Raw genomic sequence first — 19770 nt, 5'->3', positions numbered from 1 at the left:
TCTCAATCCTCCCTCAGAATATTCTGCATGACATCCACAGAGTTTTCCCATTCCTTCACGAGAAGTTCATAGACGTCTTCTCCAAAGGCGCTTAATTTGTAGTATTTACGGGGTCTCGCTTCCTGGGTGCTCCACTCACTGAGAAGGATGCCCTGTTTCTCCAGTCTCCTCAGAAGCGGATACAGCGTATTGGATTCGATGGGCACCTCCCTGCTTACCAGTTTTTCAAGCAGCGAGTATCCGTACTGAGGGTTCTTGAGCTGACTCAGCACCGCCAGTGTAATGGTTCCGCGCTTCAGCTCCACCAGAAAGGAGTTGATCAGATCCTGTTTTTTATCCATATTCATCACCAGTTTCATTATACTGTATGTCGCACAATATAGTCAATATCATACTATGAAATTGGCAAGAAAAAAATCTAGACCTTCGTCTAGATTTTCTTACTGCTCATCCACATGTTCTCTGATTTCCAGGATATTGTCATTATGCGCCAGATCTCTGATGACCTGGAGAATATTGAGGGATCTTGGCAGATTGATTGTATAGATACAGCTTTTCACTCCATCTACGGCATTGGTCATGAAATGAATGTCCACCACATGAATGTTCTGCTTTTCAAAATACTCATTGATGTAATCCACTGCTTTGGACCTTTTGGCAAAGTCCACATCAATCTTCATATTGGAGTCCCCATGGAATAGTTTGTTCTGGATTCTCTTTAATGAAATTAGTACAATGACACAGATGACCAGTGCTGCCAGGCTGATCACATAATAACCATACCCTATGGCAAGACCCAGTGTCGCCACAAGCCAGAGTGTTGCCGCTGTCGTCAATCCTTTGATGGATCCTTTGTTATGAATGATGGTACCTGCACCGAGAAAACCGATTCCGCTGATGACCTGCGCGCTGAGTCTGCCGTAGTCCGCTCTCAGGATATCTTTCAGATTGGGATTGATCAGTACTCTGCGAATGATTTCCTCATTCATGTTCACCTGGATCAGAGAAATCACAGCCGCACCGATACAGACAAGGATATGTGTCCTGAATCCGGCCGGTCTGTTCTTGTACTCTCTTTCGTAGCCGATGGCTCCTCCAGTAAAGACAGCAATGGCGAGCCTTAGTAAGATTTCTTCATAGGCCATTTTGCTCACCTCTTTTTATAAACTAATCCTTATTATATCCCATCCATCCGGTAATGTAAACATTTACTCTGTAAACATTACTAAATATATACGTAAAATCAGTATTAAAAATAGTATTCTGTTTAATAAACGGTCTCCTTTCTGATCCAACAGCTGTGTCACCAGACAGAAGATCAGGATATTTCTCCCCATAATGTGCAGGTTCACTTCTCTCTATCTGAGGAGTCTTCGGAGAAGCCTGCACTGACACCCCTCATTAGAATCGGCTTTACATGCGCACTACCATCTTTGTTGAAACATGATGAATCTTTCATGCGAAAATCCGTAAGAGCGAGCCTGGACTCGTAATAGTTAGAATTTTCCATCTTTTATCATGTAACCTTTTTTAATGGTCTGAAAGAGCCGTTTTCAGGTCCCGGATTTCTTGAAAAATCAGCGGATTTTCTCTACAATATAAATACGAAGAGGTATACACTTTATCAGAGAATCAAGTGATAATCGATGAAGAACATGCAGCTTCGAGAATTCTCCAAAACAGTTCCGATTCCATTTTTATACAGTTCATACGAATCACTATCTTAATGGTTTCAAGACTCGATTGGACGGATTCGCTGGGTAACTTAATTGCAGAGTCTCGAGTCTATAGGTTGATACTTGAAACGTATCGTGGTTAGACAAGAAACAGTTAAGTTATACCAAAAAAGAAAGGAGTGTACCATCATAAGTACACCAACAAACCAGACTCAGCTAGGATGGATATTCAAATAATCAATTACTTTATGTTTTATTCTGTAAATTGGTTAAGAGAATGCCATCCTAGCGCTGTTATGACATAGTTTTCGAGACGTTTTCTTCTGTCTCATTTTCGATAGTAAAGGAAAGGATGCAGGCAAGCCGGATGTAACCGGCTCCTGCATCCTTTCACTTTGTCATAGAGAGATTTCTTTTCCGTCTCCTACCATTTATTCGTAGTCTTCTATGAACTCTCTCACCTTGTTCACAGCTACTGCGCTTCCGCCTCTTCCTTTCACATCCTCAATCATCATGGTGGTGATGTAAGGATTCATGTCGTCCAGATCGATGACGGAAAACCATCCGATTTCAGACTTATCAGCAGTTGGTCCGATTTCTGATGTCCCGGTCTTTCCGGCCAGAGATCTTCCTGATAGATACGCTTCATGGCCGGTCCCCTGGGGGGATTCTATGGACATTTTCATGAAGTCCAGTACCTGGTCAGCCACTTCTTCTCCGATGACCGCTTCCTGAACCGGTAACGCTTCATCCATGAAGAGCTTCAGCTGTTTCATGGCACCGTCATCCGAAATGGCTGTATAGGCTTTTGGCAGCGTCAGCGCATGAAACAGGACCTGACCCTGACCGTAGCCGGAATCCGCCAGAAGCACTTCAGAGCTGAGCGCTCCGTCATTTGAGATCTGAGACGTTTCAAACCCGAAACCTAACTGGGTGTCTTCCCCCACACCGAATTTTCTCATGCCTTCGAGGAAAATCTCCTCTCCCGTCTCCATTGCCATCTGTGCAAAGAAGATATTGTCGGAGTAGATGAAGGCTTTTTCGATGTCCACAGGCATGCCTGGATCTGTCACCCTAGTCACATAGTAGTTCCCCCAGCTTTCATCGGCCTGCCACTTTGTGCCGTTGATGCTGATCTCCTTTTCCATATCAAGCTTTCCGTTTTCCATGGCGATGGCTGCTGTCAGCGGTTTGATGGTGGACCCTGGCACATAGAGCTTCGTGAATCGATTGAGGAGCGGTTTCTTCGGGTCATTCAGAAGACGGTTGTAATCTTCCTGGGTCTGGCCGAGGATGAAGGCATTGGGGTCATAGGAAGGTGCACTCACCAGAGCTTCCACCTCTCCTGTCTTGTAGTTGACCACACTGGCGGTGCCCATCTCCGTCTTCATCTCATCAAAGAGAGCCATCTGCTTTTCGATGTCGATGGTAAGATAGAGATCCCTTCCTTTGTTGTTCTGGAAGAAGGATAGGACTTCCTTGACGTTTCCATCTCGATCCAGCAGCCTGACCTCTGTACCCATCTGACCTCTCAGCTCTTCCTCATAGAGAAGCTCCAGGCCCGAGCGACCTACCCTGGTATCAATGGGAAAACCTAAGGGTTCAAGCTCTTCATATTCTTCCGCATTCACAAGGCCTAAATAGCCTGTAAGATGGGCGGCGGCATCCTTGTAGGGGTAGACACGGTCTTTGATCACCCGGTAGATGATGCCTGCAAATCGGCTGGTGAGCTGGTCCACCACCGACTTATCCTCCATGGAGACCTTCACCATGTCCACGAAGGTGTCCTCTTTCACCCAGCTGAGACCCAGTCTCTTTCGGATATATTCCTCTGTGAGGCCAAAACTCTCCACCAAAGCTTCAATGGCTTCCTCCTTCTGTGCACCAAGTCTGCCAGGCACCATACCCACCCAGTACACTTCCCCGTTCTGCGCCAGAGGTTTTCCGCTGCGGTCGAATATTTCACCTCTCAGGGGTGGCACTTCCGTTGTCTCGATGACATCACCTGCTCCGTAATTGGGATAGATGAGCTTTCTGTCGAAAGAGATTCTGTAGTTGTCATTTTCGTTTTCATCGGTCTCTTTCACCACCAACACATCCAGGCTGTACTTCAGATCCTCTTCCCCACGGGTCAGGGTGACATCCATGGGGATCCTCGTGGAGTCTTCCGCCAGGATTTTTCTTTCCATATCGAAGGTCTCCATCCTGCTTGACATTGTCGCATCGGTGACGGGTATGGACTCGTAGATGTTCTTATAGGTGGCAATATATTCTTCTTCCGTGATGGCTGCTCTGCTTTTTGAGTCCAGCAGAGCATACATCCTTTCAAAATCCATCTCTTCAAATGCATCCATGTATCCGTAGAAGGTCTCCAGCGGATCATGGGGCTCTTCTTCGTCACAGGCGCTCATCATGAGCACCAGTGGTATCATTACGATAAGCAATAATAATTTCTTCATTCGTTATTCCTCCTCCCAAGTCACACAATACACACTAGTTCTGCCAGCCAATGAGCTGGCGGTACCATCCGGGGATTGGTGAGGACTTGTCGGCGTAGTCGGCTAGTGTCTGATCGATCATTTCATGGATGAAGTCCATGCTCTCCGGAGAATACTTCTGGGCCCAGGATATGGAGCCCAGTGCATTGGTCAATGCGTAGAGCTTCAAGAGGCGCCAGAATTTCATAGGGGGAACGCCTTTGAAGTATCCGTGGAGAAGTCCTTTGGAAAACTGGGGACTGAAGCTTGAATTCATGGTCATACGGTCAAACTCCTCATAGGGATCCCCGAAATCATACCGGTTGAAATCAATGATATGGACGCTCTGTTCCTTCAGAATCATATTGCCCAGGTGGTAGTCTCCATGAAGAAGCACAGTGGGTCGCTTCTCCAGAAGAGGTCTGTTTGCTTCCACGTAAGGAATATACTCTTCCAGCTTTACGTGCTTTACAGGACACTGCCTGTAAGCGCTGATCTTATCTGTGATTCTTCTGTTATATCGGACCCTGACCTCTTCCCGACCCGCTGTCTCCACTTCATGGATCGCTGTCAGAAGAACCCCTGCCTGAATACCCATGTCATACTGGAGCACGGGGTCCAGACTGACGATGACCTCCTTGAGATCCTCGCCCTCCACATAGCTGTAGAGAATAAAGGTATGCTTCTCATCCAGCCTTCCGTAGGAAAGAGGTCTTATGAGCTGGTCCATGGGTTTTATGGAACCGATGGTCTGAAACTCTTCCTTCTGCCTCTGGATGGACTTCGTTTTACTCACCCGCAGGGTGAACTTCTCCTCTCCCCGATTCAGAAGATATTTGCTGTCTGTGGACCACCCTTTCAGAATGGGCTCCACTTCATATTCCGGAAACAATGCGCGGATGTTCTCCATGCTATCATCCTGCTACTCAAAATATGGACAAATATCCATATCGAGACTTTTACTGCTTCTTCCTGTATGCTTTCGCCTCAGTTTCCTGAGCTGCTACTCACAAGTTCTTGTACAGTCCACAGTCGTAAATTCCCGACCAGCCATCGGTACACATCTACAATAGCGTTACGGTGCTACCGTGTAGACTTTGGCATTCAGAAGATTGATGCTGGCGTTCCTGTCCCTGTCTATGACGAAGCCGCACGCATCGCATCTGTAGGTTCTATCAGATAACTTCAGATCCTTTCTGATGGAACCACATTCCGAGCACAGCTTGCTTGAAGGATACCACCTGTCAGCAATTCTCAACTCTATCCCATTCTTCCTGCACTTGTCAGCAAGTTTCAGCCTGAAGGAATAGAAGTTCTGGCCTTGTACAGCCTTCGCTAAATGCCTGTTCTTCATCATCACTTTCACGTTCAGGTCTTCTATGGTGATGAAACTTGGTTTTTGCCTGATCACCTGACTGATTACCTGATTGATGTGATTTTCCCTTATGCAGGAAAGTCTCTGATGAAGTTTCTGTACCTTTATGGTCTGCTTATGGATATTCTGTCTAGTAGCTTCTCCTTTCGTTTCTTTATTTCTGACTTTCAGACTTTCGTATTTTCTCGAAAGCCTTCTTTGTTCGCGTTTCAGCCTTTTTTCCAGTTCACGCACGGATCTGGTCTTGTTGATGTTTGCGAATGGATTCTCCATGGTGCTTACCACCGCAAAATCCTTGATGCCCAGATCGATGCCGATGCCATTTCCTTCTGGGATATCATAGGGCTTCTCCTCTGCTTCAATCAGCACAGACACGTAATATCTACCTGCCTTCATGGATACGGTCCCGCTTTTCACCATGGAATCCATCGGGATGTATCCTTTCTCTTTCAGCCTGACAAATCCCAGTGTGGGTATTTTCAGGCGATGCCTTTCAATGGTCCAGTCGCTTGAGTTGTTCCTGGGGAAGTATGCCTTGACATCCGACCTGTTCTTCTTCTTGAATCTCGGAAATCCGGACTGTTTCCTGAAAAACTTCCTGAAAGCCTTCTCCCCATTCATGATGCTCTGCTTTACAGCTTTGCTGCTGACCTCTCTGATCCACAGGTATTCGGGATTGTCTGGCAGGAATTCATTGTTCAGCCATTTCGAGAAATCCATTCCGGACAGGAAGTTTTTCTCTGCTTTGTAGATCTCTTTGTTTTCCGCAATGTAGAAATTGTAGATGAACCTGCAGACACCGATGGTTCTGTTTATTTTGTGTTTCTGCTTCTCCGTCGGATGTATTTCCGTCTTGTAACTTTTCAGCACCCTGATCATCACCTTTATGCACTATTTTCCTTGAATTTCTTTAAGAAAATTATAGCACATACGTTCTTTTCTGGCAATTGAATATGAAACATATATTATTGTATCTGATGGAATAAACAAGATGAGCCTGAACCTGATTGTATGGAGTGAACCTATGTGGAAAGCTCGTTCCTTTCATCATTCCTTTCATCATTGCAACAAAGCTGGACTGCCATAGCAGAAACATGCATGAACTCAGGGAGTCTATGAATCATGGGTATATTGCATCACTTTTGTCCATGATTGTACATATTTTCAAGAATCATTTGCTACTCCTTTCTCTCACAATCGAATTACGAAGATGTGTGATACTTTCATTATACCATCCATTCTCAAAGATGAATCTGAACCTTCTATTATAAATGTATCCGGAATATGACAAGGAAACAGCCCCGGAAGCGGAACTTCCTGAGGCTGTTTATGCTTAGCTGTTCAGTTTTTCATTTTCTCTATGCGAAAATCTCTGCCAGATCTTCTTCCGGTGTCTTGATGGGCTTCAGGTCGTAATTGTCCTGAAGGAACTTCAGCACATTCGGTGTCACGAAGGCAGGCAGTGTCGGTCCAAGCCTGATACCCTTAACCCCTACAAAGAGCAGTGCAAGAAGATCCGCTACGGCCTTCTGCTCATACCAGGTGATGATGAGTGAAAGCGGAAGATCATTGACTGTGACACCCAGTTTTTCCGCAAGTCCAGCTGCGATGCGGATGGCACTGTAACTGTCATTGCACTGACCCACATCCAGTACTCTTGGGAATCCGGCCACTTCGCCGAAATCCAGTTTATTGAATCTGTACTTTCCGCAGGCCAGGGTCAGGATGATGGAATCCTTCGGTGTGGCCAGGGCAAATCTTGTATAATAGTCACGGTCCGGTTTTGCTCCATCGCATCCGCCGATGACAAAGAAGTGGGAGATCTTTCCATCCTTCACGGCGTCCAGAATCTTGTCGGACAGGCCCAGCGTGGTCTTATGACCGAATCCCACCAGAATCTCCTTCACAGGCTCATCTTCGGGGAATCCGCCCAGTTCCAGTGCCTTCTCGATGAGTTCACTGAAGTCCTTGGTTCCGTCTTCCTTCTTCGGTACATGCCTGATGCCATCCCATCCGACCACGTTGGTGGACCAGATCCGGTCATCATAGCTCTTCATGGGTCTCATGAGACAGTTGGTGGTCATGAGTATGCACCCAGGCAGATTGGAGAATTCTTTCTGCTGATTCTGCCATGCTCCGCCATAGTTCCCCACCAGATGCGGATACTTCTTCAGTCCGCCATAACCGTGGGAAGGTATCATTTCACCATGGGTATAGACATTGACGCCTTTTCCTTCCGTCTGCTGCAGAAGCATTTCCAGATCTCTCAGGTCATGTCCTGAAATGACGATGAACGGTCCTTTCTTCACATTGACGTTGACCTTATGCGGTGTCGGCGCTTCATAGGTCTCATTGTTCGCTCGATCCAGGGTTTCCATGACCTTGTAGGAAGCTTCTCCGGTCCTCAGAAGCAATGCGATGTTCTCCTCCAGGGTCAGTGCATTGTCTGTAAGCTTGTCCAGTGCTTCCAGCACAAAGTCCGTGACCTCTTCATTCTCATATTCCAGAAAACGTGCCTGATGAGCATAGGCCGAAATTCCTTTCAGGCCCAGCTTGATCACTTCTCTGACGCTTCTGATGTCTTCATCCAGATCCTCATCAAAGAAGATCCTCGCTCTGGTGGTGTCCTCCATGATTTCCTCATAGGTATCACTCAGTGTATAGGTCGCTTCCGGATTCATGAGCTCGCCGTTGAATCTGATTTTCAGTTCTTCCTTGATCTCCTGGGATTTTCTCAGCTGACTGAGATGATCCTTCGGATCGAAGTTGACATTGGTCAGGGTCATGAAAAGCGAGTCTTCGATGAATTCTATGAGAGAAGGCTCCAGGGTCTGCCCGAGATCCTTCAGTCTTACTGCATAGTTTGCGATGCCCTTCAGCTGATAGATCAGAAGATCCTGCATATTCGCGATCTCCGCTGTTTTGCCGCAGACACCCTGGATGGTGCATCCTGTACCTTTGGCCGTCTGTTCACACTGGAAGCAGAACATTTTGGTTTTCACACGTTCGTCCATTTATACATCCCCCTTGTTGTTTGATGCTCTTATGATATCAAATAGAACCGGTCAAATCATCTGTAAACGATTAATTTAACGGAATCATAACAATTTTAAAGAGATGTGACAGGAATCAGACAAAGGAGAACCTGACAACAATCAGATCCCTCATTGTCTATTCTGATGTTTTCTAGTAAAGTTCGTAGAGCTCCTTCAGTGTGATGTCCGGATTTTTCGCTCCTTCCACCATGACCTTGGTCATGTAGCGGTGCACATCGGCGACTCTTTCCGGCTGGATCACATTGGACATGTACTCATAATAGCATTTGAGACCTCCTGTACCGTCCCCGTCCATGACCGTGAGATAGAAAGGCTGCGCCACGGCGCCATTGCTGTACCATCTGGTTTCAATGGCAGGTCCATCGCCCACGCTCATGGACACAGGCTGATAGGTCAGGGAAACAGAACGATAGGAATGCCCCGGGTTTGGCGGACACATAGCATGTTCGATGTCGAACATTTCCATGGGACTGAAATCCGCATGACGGTAGAGCTCATTCTGTTTATCATAAAGCATCCTGCACCCTTCCTGGAAAGTGGTTTCCGGGGGCATGATGGTCCGAAAATGCACAAAATGCACTCTGGTTCCACCGGTGTTCTTCTCTTCCAGTGTTCCTCTTCTTGCCACGATGTTATAGTAGCAGACATCTTCTTCATGATTGTTGACCTTGGCAAGATAGGTGCGCAGTCCCATCTGAAAGAGCACCTGCAGGCTTGGAAATCGGTATTCCTTCAGAAATTCATTCATGATTTCGATGTCCTCTCTGGAAATCCAGTAGAGCTCATGGCCGGAAGTGGACCTCAGATAGAAGGTGCTGGCATAGCGCAGGGTATCATCTCCCTTCTTCTTCCGGAACTTCTCCAGCACCTCGGTGCCGTTGATGTGGGTGAACATGGGCTCTTCTCTCGAGAACTCCTTCTTCCAGTAGTCCAGGGCTTTCTGATACTGCTCCGTCTCTCGGTATGCAATCTCTTTCTTCAGCACTTCCTCATAGGGTTTCACATCCTTCGGAAACGGTGTACCATTTTTCAGGGCATAGTAGATTTCCATGCAGTCCTTGTAGAACATGCTGATGGCCCAGGAGTCCATGATCAGATGATTGATGATGCTGAAGATTCCGCCAAATCCTTCCGGTGTCTTCACAATATACAGCCTGGCCATGGGCGCATTGTAGATTTCCAGTTTCTTCTGACCCAGCTTCAGAAAGGTTCTCTCCATTTCTTCTCGTGTTTTTCCAGTGAAATCCAGCCGCTCTATGCTTTCGGCGGCTCTTTCCCCGAAGTACTGCTTGGGCTGAGGCTTTTCCTTGAGGATTCTTAGGCCGAAGCTGTCCCATCTCTCAATGCCTCTTCTTACAGCCTCTTCCAGAAGGTCCATATCCATCTCCTCCCGGATGATCAGAGAGGTGGGGATATTCACGATGGATTTATGCATGGAATACTTTCTGGACAGAAAAATACTCATCTGACTGGGGGTTAACGGGTAATAAGTTCGATCTTCCATTTTCTTTCTCCTTTTCTTCCGGTGTTACTCTATGGATTTCAGGGATTCCACCATCTTGATGTTGGTCAGTTTCCTGTACATGAAGATGTTCACGAGAATCCCGAATACGACGGTGATGAGGAAGGAATACAGGAAACTTGTTCCTGATATATAGTTTCCGAACATGACCCCATCCTGCTCGATGGATTGCATGATGGCCCTATGCAGTCCGACGCCGATGAGAAGGCCTATGGCTGCACCGATGAAGGTTAAAATCATATTCTCTCTGTATACATAGGCGGATACTTCACGGTTATAGAAGCCCAGAACCTTGATGGTGGCGATTTCTCTCAGTCTCTCGCTGAGATTGATGTTGGTCAGGTTATAGAGCACCACAAAGGCCAGGAGCGCCGCACAGATGATGATGGCATAGACGATGGCATTGAGGCTCACCACTGAGTCCTCGAATTTCTCCGCGGCATCACTGTAATAGAGTACAGACGCCACCTGCTCCATATCGATGAGCTTCTTGCCCAGCGCACTCTCCGCATCCGGACTCATCTCATTCAGCCTGATGAAGAGCGCATTGTTTTCAGGCTTCAGCCTGTAGATCTCCTCATAATAGGACGGATGGATGTAGATGTAGTGGAAGACATAATTTTCCGTGATGCCCGAAATAAGGAGCTTCTTCATGGCGCCGTCCCCGTTGTCCACAGAAATGGAATCACCGATGCCAGCGTCCAGTTCCTTGGCCAGCTTCTCGTTGATGACGATGCCTGTCTCAGGAAGAGTCAGATCCTCTCCGGATACTCTTTCCTGAAGCTTTGTGAAGTCTCTGAATTTCTCCTGGTCAAAGGGTGAAATCATGGTTACCGCGATGTCCTCTTCCCCTTTCACCGTGGCATTCAGCTGGGCCACCTGGATGTAGGATTCCACGGTCTCCTCTTCACTGAGCATTTCCATGACGTTTCTTCTGTCCATGGTGTTACTGGTTGGTATGTACTTCATGTTCAGGTTATAGGTGAAGATTTCCTGATACTGCTTCACCACCACCTTGCTGATGGAGTTGCTGAGTCCGAATCCGGCCACAAGCAGTGCCGCGCAACCAGCAATCCCTGTCACCGTCATTATGAACCGCTTCTTGTAGCGGAAGATGTTTCTCATGGTCACCTTCTGGGAGAAGGAAAAATGTTCCCAGAGCCTGGTGGCTCTTTCCAGAAGAATCTGCTTGCCGAAGTAGCTGATTTTCGGTCTCATGAGCATGGCCGGCACTTCCATAAGGGTGGTTCTTGTGACGAAATAAGCCGTGGCTGTGGTGATGGCAAAACCTGCCAGCACAGTCAGGATGATCAGCAGTGTCTGTCTGGTCTCCAGCATGGGCGGCAGATTGTACATCATGGACCAGGAATCAAAGATGATCTTCGGGAAGATCCGGATGCCGATGAGCGCGCCCAGAAGTCCACCGAAAATGCTGGCCAGAGCCGCATAGTTCACATACTTGAAGGCGATGTCATTGTTGCTGTATCCCAGGGCTTTGTAGATGCCGATACTGGCTCTCTGCTCATCTACCATTCTGGTCATGGTGGTGAGGCACACCAGAGCCGCCACGGCGAAGAAGAACGCCGGGAACAGTCCCGCGATGGCATCCATGCGATCCGCTGTGGACGCATAGTCCGCATAGCTGTAAAGCTTCATGCGGTCCAGCACATACCAGCTGGGTTTGGACAGTCGCTCGATCTCATTCTCTGCCCGGATGATTTTCTCCCTGGCATCACGCAGCGCCTGCTCACCTTCCGCTTTCTTTCTGTCGAACTCCTCTTTTCCTTCTTCATAAGCGGTCTTTCCTTCCGCAATCTCTGCTTCCGCTGCCAGAAACTGCGCTTCTGCTTCTTTCTTTTCCGCTGCCAGTTCATTCTTTCCAGCCTGAAGCTCTGCTTCCGCGGCGGCAAGGCTTGCTCTGGCGCTGGATAGCTGATTCTCTGCTCCTGCCATCTGGGCCTGAGCATAATCGTTTAGTCCCGTCACCGTATTGATTCCTTCTGAAGCTGTCCTGTAGAGTTCATCCAGGGAGGCCAGCTGCTGGGACAGGGACTGATACTCTTCCGGTGAAGAAGCATTCGCCATCATACCAGCCACGGCTTCTCTCTGGGCAGCCGCATCGGACTGGATGCCTTTCAGCGAATTAGAAGCGCTGTCGAGCTGCTTAAGATCGTCTCCATATTCCGCCAGAGCGCTGTTATAGGCATTGACCCCTGCATTGTATTCCCCCTGGGCCTGGGCAAGCTGTCTCTCTCCGTCTCTGATTCTCTGCTCCGCATCGGCCACCCGCACTTCATAGTTCTTCTTTTCCGTTTCCAGGGTGGCTTCCCCTTCCACGATCTGGTCTCTGGCCGCAGCAAGTTCCGCTTCTCCTTCGGCAATCTGTCTGTTATAATTCTCTTCCTCTTTCTTCAGCTCTTCTTTCCCTTCTTCCAGCTGTTTCATGGCCTGGGCCTTGATGTCATCCAGTCTCAGGATGGCCCGGTCTGCGCCCAGATTCTCCAGTTTGTTCATGATGACTTCCACTTTCTTCTCATAGGCTGCAGAATAGGAATTGAGCTCTTTCGCTCCTTCCACGATGACCAGAAGTTCCAGATACACCGGATAGAGAAACTCCTCTTCCACGGTCATCATGAAGAGATTCACCTTGCCGCTTCCGATGTCGGAGGCATCCTTGTCAAAGGTCAGGTAATAAGGTGACACCGCTTTTCCTACCACCTTGAACTCCGTGCTTCTCAGCTTATCGGAAAGGTCCTCCTTTTTTCCGGAGGAGACAGTGATGGTGTCTCCCACTTCGATGCCGTGGTCCATGTTCTGGCTTTCCTCGATGATGCACTCCCCGATCTTTTCCGGCAGTCTTCCCTCCACGATTCTGGGCATGTTGATGAAGTCTCTGTCCTTCGCATCGTCTGGCACGGAATGGATTCTGAAAACAAGCTCTGCGGAACCCACGACGGAAGTCACATCCTGGAAATAGGACGTGGCGACGCTTTCCACTCCGTCCACTTCCCGCACCGCTTCCAGATCTTCCTCAACGAAGCCCATGGTGGAAAGAAGACGGATGTCCATCATGTTGTAGGCGTCATAGTACTGGTCCGCAGTGTATTTCATATTGGGCGCAGCGGTCTTGATTCCCGCGAAGAAAGCAGATCCGATGGCCACGATGGTGAAGATGGAGATGAACCTGCCCGGATATTTCACGATCTGTCTGAACGCGTCCTTTAAGAGTGATTTTTTCATGATTACCACTCGATCCTTTCGATGCCCACAGGTTCCTGGTTGTCGATGATGCTGTCCACCAGACCGCTTTTGATCTTGATGACCTTATCGCCCATGGGAATCAGGGCAAGATTATGGGTGATGACCACGACGGTGATGTTTCTCTTTCTGCAGGTCTCCTGCAGCAGCTTCAGGATGGATCGCCCGGTTTCATAGTCCAGTGCGCCGGTAGGCTCATCACAGAGAAGAAGCTTCGGATTCTTTGCCAGGGCTCTGGCGATGGCCACTCTCTGCTGCTCGCCTCCGGAGAGCTGGGAAGGAAAGTTCTTCTTTCTTGACGTAAGTCCCACACCCTCCATCACCTCATCCACGCTCAGCGGATCCTTTCCGATCTGGGATGCCAGCTCTATGTTTTCCTTGGCTGTGAGGTTCTGCACCAGATTGTAGAACTGGAAGACGAATCCCACATCATATCTTCTGTAGGCAACCATTTCCTTCTGGCTGAAACTGCTGAGCTCTTTTCCGTAGACATGAATCTTGCCGGATGTCAGGGTATCCATGCCGCCTAGAATATTCAGAATGGTGCTTTTTCCCGCGCCTGAAGCCCCCGCGATGATGACAAACTGTCCTTTCTCAATGGTGAAATCTATGCCGGCCAGTGCTTCAATGTCATATTCACCCATTTTATAGATTTTTTTGACCTGTTCGAATCTGATGGTATCTTCCATGAACCTCAAGCCTCCTAAGGTATAATAAAAGTTCTGGTTTTCATCTCTTCACTTTGCGCTTCTCGCCCATGAAGATGACAGACTGAAATGATAAATCCTTCACAATATAGAATAGAGTGAAAATCCGCCCAGGGTTTGTTGGAGCGGATGTTGTCCTCTTCGATCTGAAAACGGATGCTTTTCATGGGATAAGTCAGCCCTGCACCCAGTGCCTTGACATAGCTTTCCTTCAGGGTAAGATAATGGAAGAAATGCACATCCTGATTCTTCTCTTTCCGTTCCAGATCGTTCTTCTCTTCCTCCGTGAGGATTCTCCTCGCCGCTTCCTTCTCATAGGGCCTGATCCGCTCCACATCGATGCCTACTTCGTGATCTGCAAGGATCACTGCCACCGCTCCTTGGCAGTGGGAAATGCTGATCCTGATCTGCTCTGCATCTTTCAGCATCGGTTTTCCCAGGGGACTCTTTACAATTCTTTCTTCTATGATTCCATATTCATGAAAAAGCCCGTAACCAATGAGCCTGCGCGCCACTGCACTCTGACGCGGGTAGCTTAAAAGATCCTTTCCTCTGGAGCAGCAGAAATAGATCACTGGATCATCTTTGATTTCACATAGGCATCAAGTTCTCCTAAAGTCTCCAGATTTCTGATCTCCCTTTCATCAATTTCGATGCCCAGCTCAGATTCCAGTCTGCCAATGATGCTGATGAAGTCATAGGAGTTCAGGCAAAGGTCCCTGACGGGGTTCACATCCGGGGTAAGATCCTCTTCTTTCACTTCCACATATTCCATGATCAGATTAGTGATGATGCTTAGCATAGGTTTGTGCCTCCTTTTCCAGACAGTATCGTTTTATTTTTCTCGTGGATGTCTTCTCGAATTCCACTTCACGAAGACAGACATCATTGATTCTCTTGTAGCCAGACAGTCTTCTGTTCAGTTTGGAGATGTCATCCTTCAGAATATCCTTGGCGTTTTCCACCCCATGCTCCACCAGAAAGTCCTGATCCAGATAGGCTTCTGCCATGATCATGACTTCATGACCATCTGAGGAGAGCGGCGCAAAGACCACCACTTCCTTGACATAGGCCAGATTCTCCAGAATATACTCCTCCAGCTCTTCGGGGTGTACATTCTTTCCATTGGCAAGAATGATCAGGTTCTTCTCCCGACCCGTGATGTAGAGGGCTCCTTTCCTGTCCATGTAACCTAAGTCCCCTGTCTTGAACCATCCATCTTCTGTGAAGGTTTTTCTGGTGGCCACAGGATCCTTGTAGTACCCCAGCATCACATTGTCTCCCTGGACCTGGATTTCTCCGATGCCGTCGGCATCCGTATCGGCTATGCGGACTCTGTTGTCCGGAATGACGAACCCCACAGACCCCGGTATATTCTTCAGGGTGCAGTTGGAAGAGATCAGCGGCGCACATTCCGTGATGCCGTATCCATTGAACACGGAAATACCCAGGTTATCAAACCCCTTCACGATATCCGGTCTCAGGGGTGCGCCTCCGCAGACGATGATCTTCAGATTGCCGCCCATGCCCTGATGCACCGGTTTAAAGAAAAGATCTCTTTTGTCGATACCGATCTTTCTGATGAGGTTGCTGAACCAGATGCCGTACTGCAGATGCTTCTTCAGATTGTTCTTCTCCGCTTCCTTCCAGATGTTCTTGTATAAAGATTCCACGATCATGGGCACCATGAGGCTCATGCCCGGCTTGTAGGTGAGAAGATTCTCCTTCACATGCTTGATTGAGTCATTGAAGCATAGTGTGATGCCATCATAGATCGACCCCAGCACATGGAGATTGAACTCGTAGGTGTGATTGATGGGCAGCACCGAAAAAGAAACATCGGCTAATTTAAACATGCAGAAAGCGGAATGGATCACCGACAGAATGTTCTTCTGACTCAGCATGACGCCCTTGTTGGCTCCGGTGGTGCCCGAGGTGAAGAGAATGCTGGACATGGCTTCGCGTTCTATCGCTATGTTCTTGAAAGCATCATTGCCTGCGTTAATTTCCCGCTTGCCCTCTTCGATGAGATCTGTAATGGATATCTGTCCTTCGGGGTCTTCATACATGCTGATATTGATGAAGGTTTTCACTTCGGGACAATCTCCTTGCATCTTCATCACATCTTTTTCCAGGGACTGGGAATACAGCAGCACCTCCGCATCACTTTTGCAGATGAGCTTATGGAGATCCTCCATGCTCAGTTCCTTATCCAGGGGAACGATGACCCCTACTCCGCAGGCCACTGCCAGATAGCTGACCACATAACTGTAGCTGCTGTCTCCTACCAGAGCGAAGTGCTTTCCTGCAAGCCCCATGGACAGAAGCCGTGTACCCAGCGCGTCCACATCTTCTCTCAGCTGAACGAAGGTATAGCTGTGCATGTTTCTTTCAGGATCCAGTTCCCTGTAGGCATGTTTCAGTCCATAGAGCTGCTCTGAACGCTGAAGTAGCTCCTTGAAGTCTTTGATATTTTCCGATTCATAGTATCTTTTCAACATGAGGATGACCTCCTTATCCGATCCGTCATGGCTATACTGCACGTCTAATAATCAGAATATAAACAAATTGTAGAAAGATTGATAAATGTTTCATACATGACTTCATTATATGCTTATTCCATATATTATTCTAGTTATATATGAGTGTTTACTGATATTTTACGTAATTCGACAATCTATTAAAATACTCCATAATATTGATTCGAATTTCACCCTACAATTTGAATGATTCGGTAACATCTTGAAGGCGTATTCTCTTAAGCACCATGTTTTTGGTATATCCTGTAACACACTTCCGCCCTCACAGGACTATTCACACCCGGAATGGTCACCTTACCGGTTTTATGACGAGTCAAATTGTTACAAGAATCACGATGTATTTTCACTCAATATTTACATCTGCATAAAAAAAGAACCGGTACGCTCATTCCGGTTCTGCATTTATGTTATAGCACTTCATCCATTTCATTCTGTTCCTTATAGTTCATCCCAGCGGACTTTACCCATTCGCTCCTTGATGGCATCGTCCCCGATATACACATTCATATTCCCTCCCTGCATGGCATAGGTTTCTTTGATGACGCCTCCACTTTTCCGAACAAGATTTCCGGTGAAGTCATGGACTTTCACACTGTTTTTTCGGTCTTCCGACGCCTGGAAGGTGACGATGTACACTTCCTTCCTGTCGAACTTCGTCAGCGGATGCCTGAGGAAGGCGTTCATTGCCGGCACAGACTTTCCTGCCCAGATGGGAAACATGAGATAGACGCGGTCCGCGTCCCTGATTTCCTCCCAGGGTTTTCCTGTAAGCTTTGAGGACTTCCGGAAGAAGGCCTGGAGGGCATTCCCCTTCTTTTCCTCTTTCAGTTCCACCAGCTTCGCATCCAGCTTCTCTCTCAGAAGCTCCGCTGCGGCCCTTGTATTGTTGGAGTGAGAATAATAGACGATCACTGTTTTCACTTATCCATCCCGCCTTTCTTTTTCTTACTACTGCCCGGAAAAACCAAGATCATCCGAAACAGCCTGCATTCCCTCTATGGTATGACGAATCACATCACTCAGATCCATATCAATCATCTCGCAACCCTTAAGGACCACTTCACGGTTGACACCGGCAGCAAATTTCGCTGTCTTGAACTTCTTCAGAACGGATTTCACTTCCAGGTTCTGGATGTTCTTGTCCGGTCTCATCAGCACCGTGGCTGTGATGAGCCCTGTGAGTTCATCTATGGTATAGAGCACCTTCTCCATGTAGGATTCCGGCTTCACTTCCGTGCAGATGCCATATCCGTGACTTTCAATGGCTCGGATGAAAGGCTCCTCCGCCTGCTCTCCTTCGAGAATCTCTCTGGTCTTCACGCAGTGCATCTCGGGATATTTCTCGTAATCCAGATCATGCAAAAGTCCCACATTTCCCCAGTAGGCCTCATCCTCTTCGTTCATTTTCGCAAAATGCCTCATCACCGCCTCCACTGAGTAAGCGTGTTTGAGCAGTGATTCACTTTCATTGTATTTCGTAAGTAGTGCCAGAGCTTCTTTTCTTTCCATTTTTCTTCCCCCCTGTTCATTTCCAGTTTTATGCCTTAATGAAATAATCATAACGCATTTTTCAGATTTACCATAGAATAATCCGTTAATTTCTTCTGTAAACAATTACAGATTTACAAATTTAGAACCACTCTTTTTCCTGTTTCATGTTTTTAGGACAGTTTTCACCCCCTCGTTTTCAATTGAGATGCGATGTGATAAAATTTATCTATTGGGAATAAAACGATAACATACCATTAGGAGGAAGAAATGAAAGACTTGAAACCATATCTGGAAAAATACGCAAAACTGGCTGTGCAGGTCGGTGTGAATCTGAAGGAAAAAGAAGGCCTAGTAATCACCACTACCACCGATGGACTGGAACTCTCCAGACTCATCGCCAAGGAAGCTTACCTTGCTGGCGCAAAGCATGTAGAACTGGTGCTGAATGATGACGAGATGACCCTCATGCGATACAAATACGGGAATGACTTCGTATTCGAAGAATATCCAGAGTGGAAAGTCACCAACACCAGAGACATCTATGAGGACAACTACCATCACTGCTTCGTGATTTCACCGAATCCGGAGCTTCTGAAGGAAGCAGACCCGGAAAGAGTCAAAACCAGCCAGAAAGTGGCCAGCCAGGCTGTGGCTCCTGTTATGAAGTACAGAATGACAGGCATCACCAAATGGGTCATTGTTGCTGTTCCATCTGTGGGCTGGGCAAAATCCATTTTCAAGGATGAACCCGATGAAGTCGCAGTGGAAAAGCTCTGGAACTACATCATAAAAGCCACCAGACTGGACCACGAAGATCCCGTGAAGTCCTGGGAAGAGCATAACGCAAACCTGAAGAAGTACGAAAGTTTCCTCAATGAGGCGGACTTTGAAAAGGTTCTTCTGAAAGGACCTGGTACGGATCTGGAAGTATACCTGGCAGAAGACCACAACTGGATCGGCGGCTCCAACGACAGCAATGAAGGCGTCGCCTACATGGCCAATATCCCCACAGAGGAAGTATTCACAACGCCCCATGCCTATAAGGTCAACGGTACACTGAGAGCAACAAAGCCCCTCAGCGTAAACGGCAATCTCGTAGAAGATTTCGGCTTCACCTTCAAGGATGGCAAGGTCATCGACTTCTATGCGGAAAAAGGATATGAGACACTGGATAATCTCATGAAGAATGATGATGGCGCCGTAAGACTGGGCGAAATCGCTCTTGTACAGGACGACTCACCCATCTCCAACACCAAGATTCTTTTCAACAACACCCTCTTTGATGAGAATGCCTCTGTTCATTTCGCTCTAGGAAGAGCCTATGGATATGCCATCAAGAACGGCACCTCCATGAGCCAGGAAGAACTGGACAAGAAGGGTGCGAACTTCAGTCTGATCCATGTGGACTTCATGGTGGGTGGACCGGAGCTTGACATCACCGCCTACAAGAAAGACGGCACGGAAGTGGCGCTGTTCAGAAAAGGAAACTGGGTCATATAAAGTAAGCGCTCTTTAATCGGATGTATGTATTAGAACAAGTAGGTATGAGATAATCTATGATGGAAATAGAGAAGGCGACCTCACGGTCGCCGAAATGACTATTATGTTGAGCATTCTTTTTTGACCTGAGGATTCCAAGGGAGCAGCTGCTCAATGCCTTCGGATCTT

Annotated in this window: 15 protein-coding genes; 1 reads left to right on the top strand and 14 read right to left on the bottom strand. The window is 47.6% G+C overall.

The window, feature by feature from the left end; all coding sequences use genetic code 11:
* Window positions 1-2: 2 nt before the first annotated feature.
* The 14 genes from J3A84_RS11585 to J3A84_RS11520 form a co-directional block, all read right to left on the bottom strand.
* Window positions 3-341 carry a PadR family transcriptional regulator gene (locus J3A84_RS11585; RefSeq protein ID WP_207600197.1) on the bottom strand — a complete coding sequence of 113 codons (339 nt, stop codon included), beginning with the start codon at window positions 339-341 and terminating at the stop codon, window positions 3-5.
* Window positions 342-440: 99 nt separating this feature from the next.
* Window positions 441-1145 (bottom strand): MgtC/SapB family protein, encoded by a 705-nt coding sequence (locus J3A84_RS11580; protein WP_207600196.1) that lies wholly within the window; start codon window positions 1143-1145, stop codon window positions 441-443.
* Between the two features lie 962 nt (window positions 1146-2107).
* Window positions 2108-4135 carry a penicillin-binding transpeptidase domain-containing protein gene (locus tag J3A84_RS11575; protein ID WP_207600195.1) on the bottom strand — a complete coding sequence of 676 codons (2028 nt, stop codon included), beginning with the start codon at window positions 4133-4135 and terminating at the stop codon, window positions 2108-2110.
* Window positions 4136-4169: 34 nt separating this feature from the next.
* Window positions 4170-5063, bottom strand: a complete 894-nt coding sequence (locus J3A84_RS11570) for a phosphotransferase family protein (RefSeq protein ID WP_207600194.1) — start codon at window positions 5061-5063, stop codon at window positions 4170-4172.
* A 165-nt stretch (window positions 5064-5228) separates the two neighbouring features.
* The gene (locus J3A84_RS11565; RefSeq protein ID WP_207600193.1) at window positions 5229-6398 is read right to left on the bottom strand and encodes an RNA-guided endonuclease InsQ/TnpB family protein; all 1170 of its coding nucleotides are present in this window, start codon (window positions 6396-6398) and stop codon (window positions 5229-5231) included.
* Between the two features lie 488 nt (window positions 6399-6886).
* Complete coding sequence (gene hcp, locus J3A84_RS11560) at window positions 6887-8542, bottom strand: hydroxylamine reductase (protein ID WP_242694188.1); 1656 nt, start codon at window positions 8540-8542, stop codon at window positions 6887-6889.
* Between the two features lie 172 nt (window positions 8543-8714).
* Window positions 8715-10088, bottom strand: a complete 1374-nt coding sequence (locus J3A84_RS11555) for a condensation domain-containing protein (protein WP_207600192.1) — start codon at window positions 10086-10088, stop codon at window positions 8715-8717.
* Window positions 10089-10112: 24 nt separating this feature from the next.
* A complete protein-coding gene (locus J3A84_RS11550; protein ID WP_207600191.1) occupies window positions 10113-13346 on the bottom strand; it encodes an ABC transporter permease in 3234 nt (1077 codons plus the stop codon).
* Between the two features lie 2 nt (window positions 13347-13348).
* Entirely contained in the window at window positions 13349-14053 is a 705-nt protein-coding gene (locus J3A84_RS11545; protein WP_207600190.1) for an ABC transporter ATP-binding protein, read from the bottom strand.
* Between the two features lie 14 nt (window positions 14054-14067).
* The gene (locus J3A84_RS11540; RefSeq protein WP_207600189.1) at window positions 14068-14646 is read right to left on the bottom strand and encodes a 4'-phosphopantetheinyl transferase superfamily protein; all 579 of its coding nucleotides are present in this window, start codon (window positions 14644-14646) and stop codon (window positions 14068-14070) included.
* Window positions 14643-14873 (bottom strand): acyl carrier protein, encoded by a 231-nt coding sequence (locus J3A84_RS11535; RefSeq protein ID WP_207600188.1) that lies wholly within the window; start codon window positions 14871-14873, stop codon window positions 14643-14645. Before J3A84_RS11535 ends, J3A84_RS11540 begins: the two co-directional genes overlap by 4 nt.
* The gene (locus J3A84_RS11530; RefSeq protein WP_207600187.1) at window positions 14854-16572 is read right to left on the bottom strand and encodes an AMP-binding protein; all 1719 of its coding nucleotides are present in this window, start codon (window positions 16570-16572) and stop codon (window positions 14854-14856) included. Before J3A84_RS11530 ends, J3A84_RS11535 begins: the two co-directional genes overlap by 20 nt.
* 477 nt (window positions 16573-17049) lie before the next feature.
* Entirely contained in the window at window positions 17050-17532 is a 483-nt protein-coding gene (locus J3A84_RS11525) for a flavodoxin family protein (RefSeq protein WP_207600186.1), read from the bottom strand.
* 27 nt (window positions 17533-17559) lie between these two features.
* Window positions 17560-18120 carry a hydrolase gene (locus tag J3A84_RS11520; RefSeq protein ID WP_242694187.1) on the bottom strand — a complete coding sequence of 187 codons (561 nt, stop codon included), beginning with the start codon at window positions 18118-18120 and terminating at the stop codon, window positions 17560-17562.
* 249 nt (window positions 18121-18369) lie between these two features.
* Here J3A84_RS11520 and J3A84_RS11515 point away from each other — a divergent pair, with 249 nt between their 5' ends.
* Window positions 18370-19602, top strand: a complete 1233-nt coding sequence (locus tag J3A84_RS11515; protein WP_207600184.1) for an aminopeptidase — start codon at window positions 18370-18372, stop codon at window positions 19600-19602.
* Window positions 19603-19770: the final 168 nt, after the last annotated feature.

Origin of the sequence: Proteiniclasticum aestuarii, assembly GCF_017368455.1 — a bacterium.
In the GTDB taxonomy this organism is placed as follows: Bacteria; Bacillota; Clostridia; order Clostridiales; family Clostridiaceae; genus Proteiniclasticum; species Proteiniclasticum aestuarii.
Note: the sequence above shows the minus strand (reverse complement) of the source record. Positions and strands in the feature narration are given on the sequence as shown.

Coding starts and splice junctions, on each gene's coding strand:
- J3A84_RS11575 (WP_207600195.1), bottom strand. CDS start 4,135: ATGAAGAAATTATTATTGCTTATCGTAATGATACCACTGGTGCTCATG.
- J3A84_RS11585 (WP_207600197.1), bottom strand. CDS start 341: ATGGATAAAAAACAGGATCTGATCAACTCCTTTCTGGTGGAGCTGAAG.
- J3A84_RS11530 (WP_207600187.1), bottom strand. CDS start 16,572: ATGTTGAAAAGATACTATGAATCGGAAAATATCAAAGACTTCAAGGAG.
- J3A84_RS11520 (WP_242694187.1), bottom strand. CDS start 18,120: ATGGAAAGAAAAGAAGCTCTGGCACTACTTACGAAATACAATGAAAGT.
- J3A84_RS11545 (WP_207600190.1), bottom strand. CDS start 14,053: ATGGAAGATACCATCAGATTCGAACAGGTCAAAAAAATCTATAAAATG.
- J3A84_RS11580 (WP_207600196.1), bottom strand. CDS start 1,145: ATGGCCTATGAAGAAATCTTACTAAGGCTCGCCATTGCTGTCTTTACT.
- J3A84_RS11570 (WP_207600194.1), bottom strand. CDS start 5,063: ATGGAGAACATCCGCGCATTGTTTCCGGAATATGAAGTGGAGCCCATT.
- J3A84_RS11550 (WP_207600191.1), bottom strand. CDS start 13,346: ATGAAAAAATCACTCTTAAAGGACGCGTTCAGACAGATCGTGAAATAT.
- J3A84_RS11535 (WP_207600188.1), bottom strand. CDS start 14,873: ATGCTAAGCATCATCACTAATCTGATCATGGAATATGTGGAAGTGAAA.
- J3A84_RS11555 (WP_207600192.1), bottom strand. CDS start 10,088: ATGGAAGATCGAACTTATTACCCGTTAACCCCCAGTCAGATGAGTATT.
- hcp (WP_242694188.1), bottom strand. CDS start 8,542: ATGGACGAACGTGTGAAAACCAAAATGTTCTGCTTCCAGTGTGAACAG.
- J3A84_RS11515 (WP_207600184.1), top strand. CDS start 18,370: ATGAAAGACTTGAAACCATATCTGGAAAAATACGCAAAACTGGCTGTG.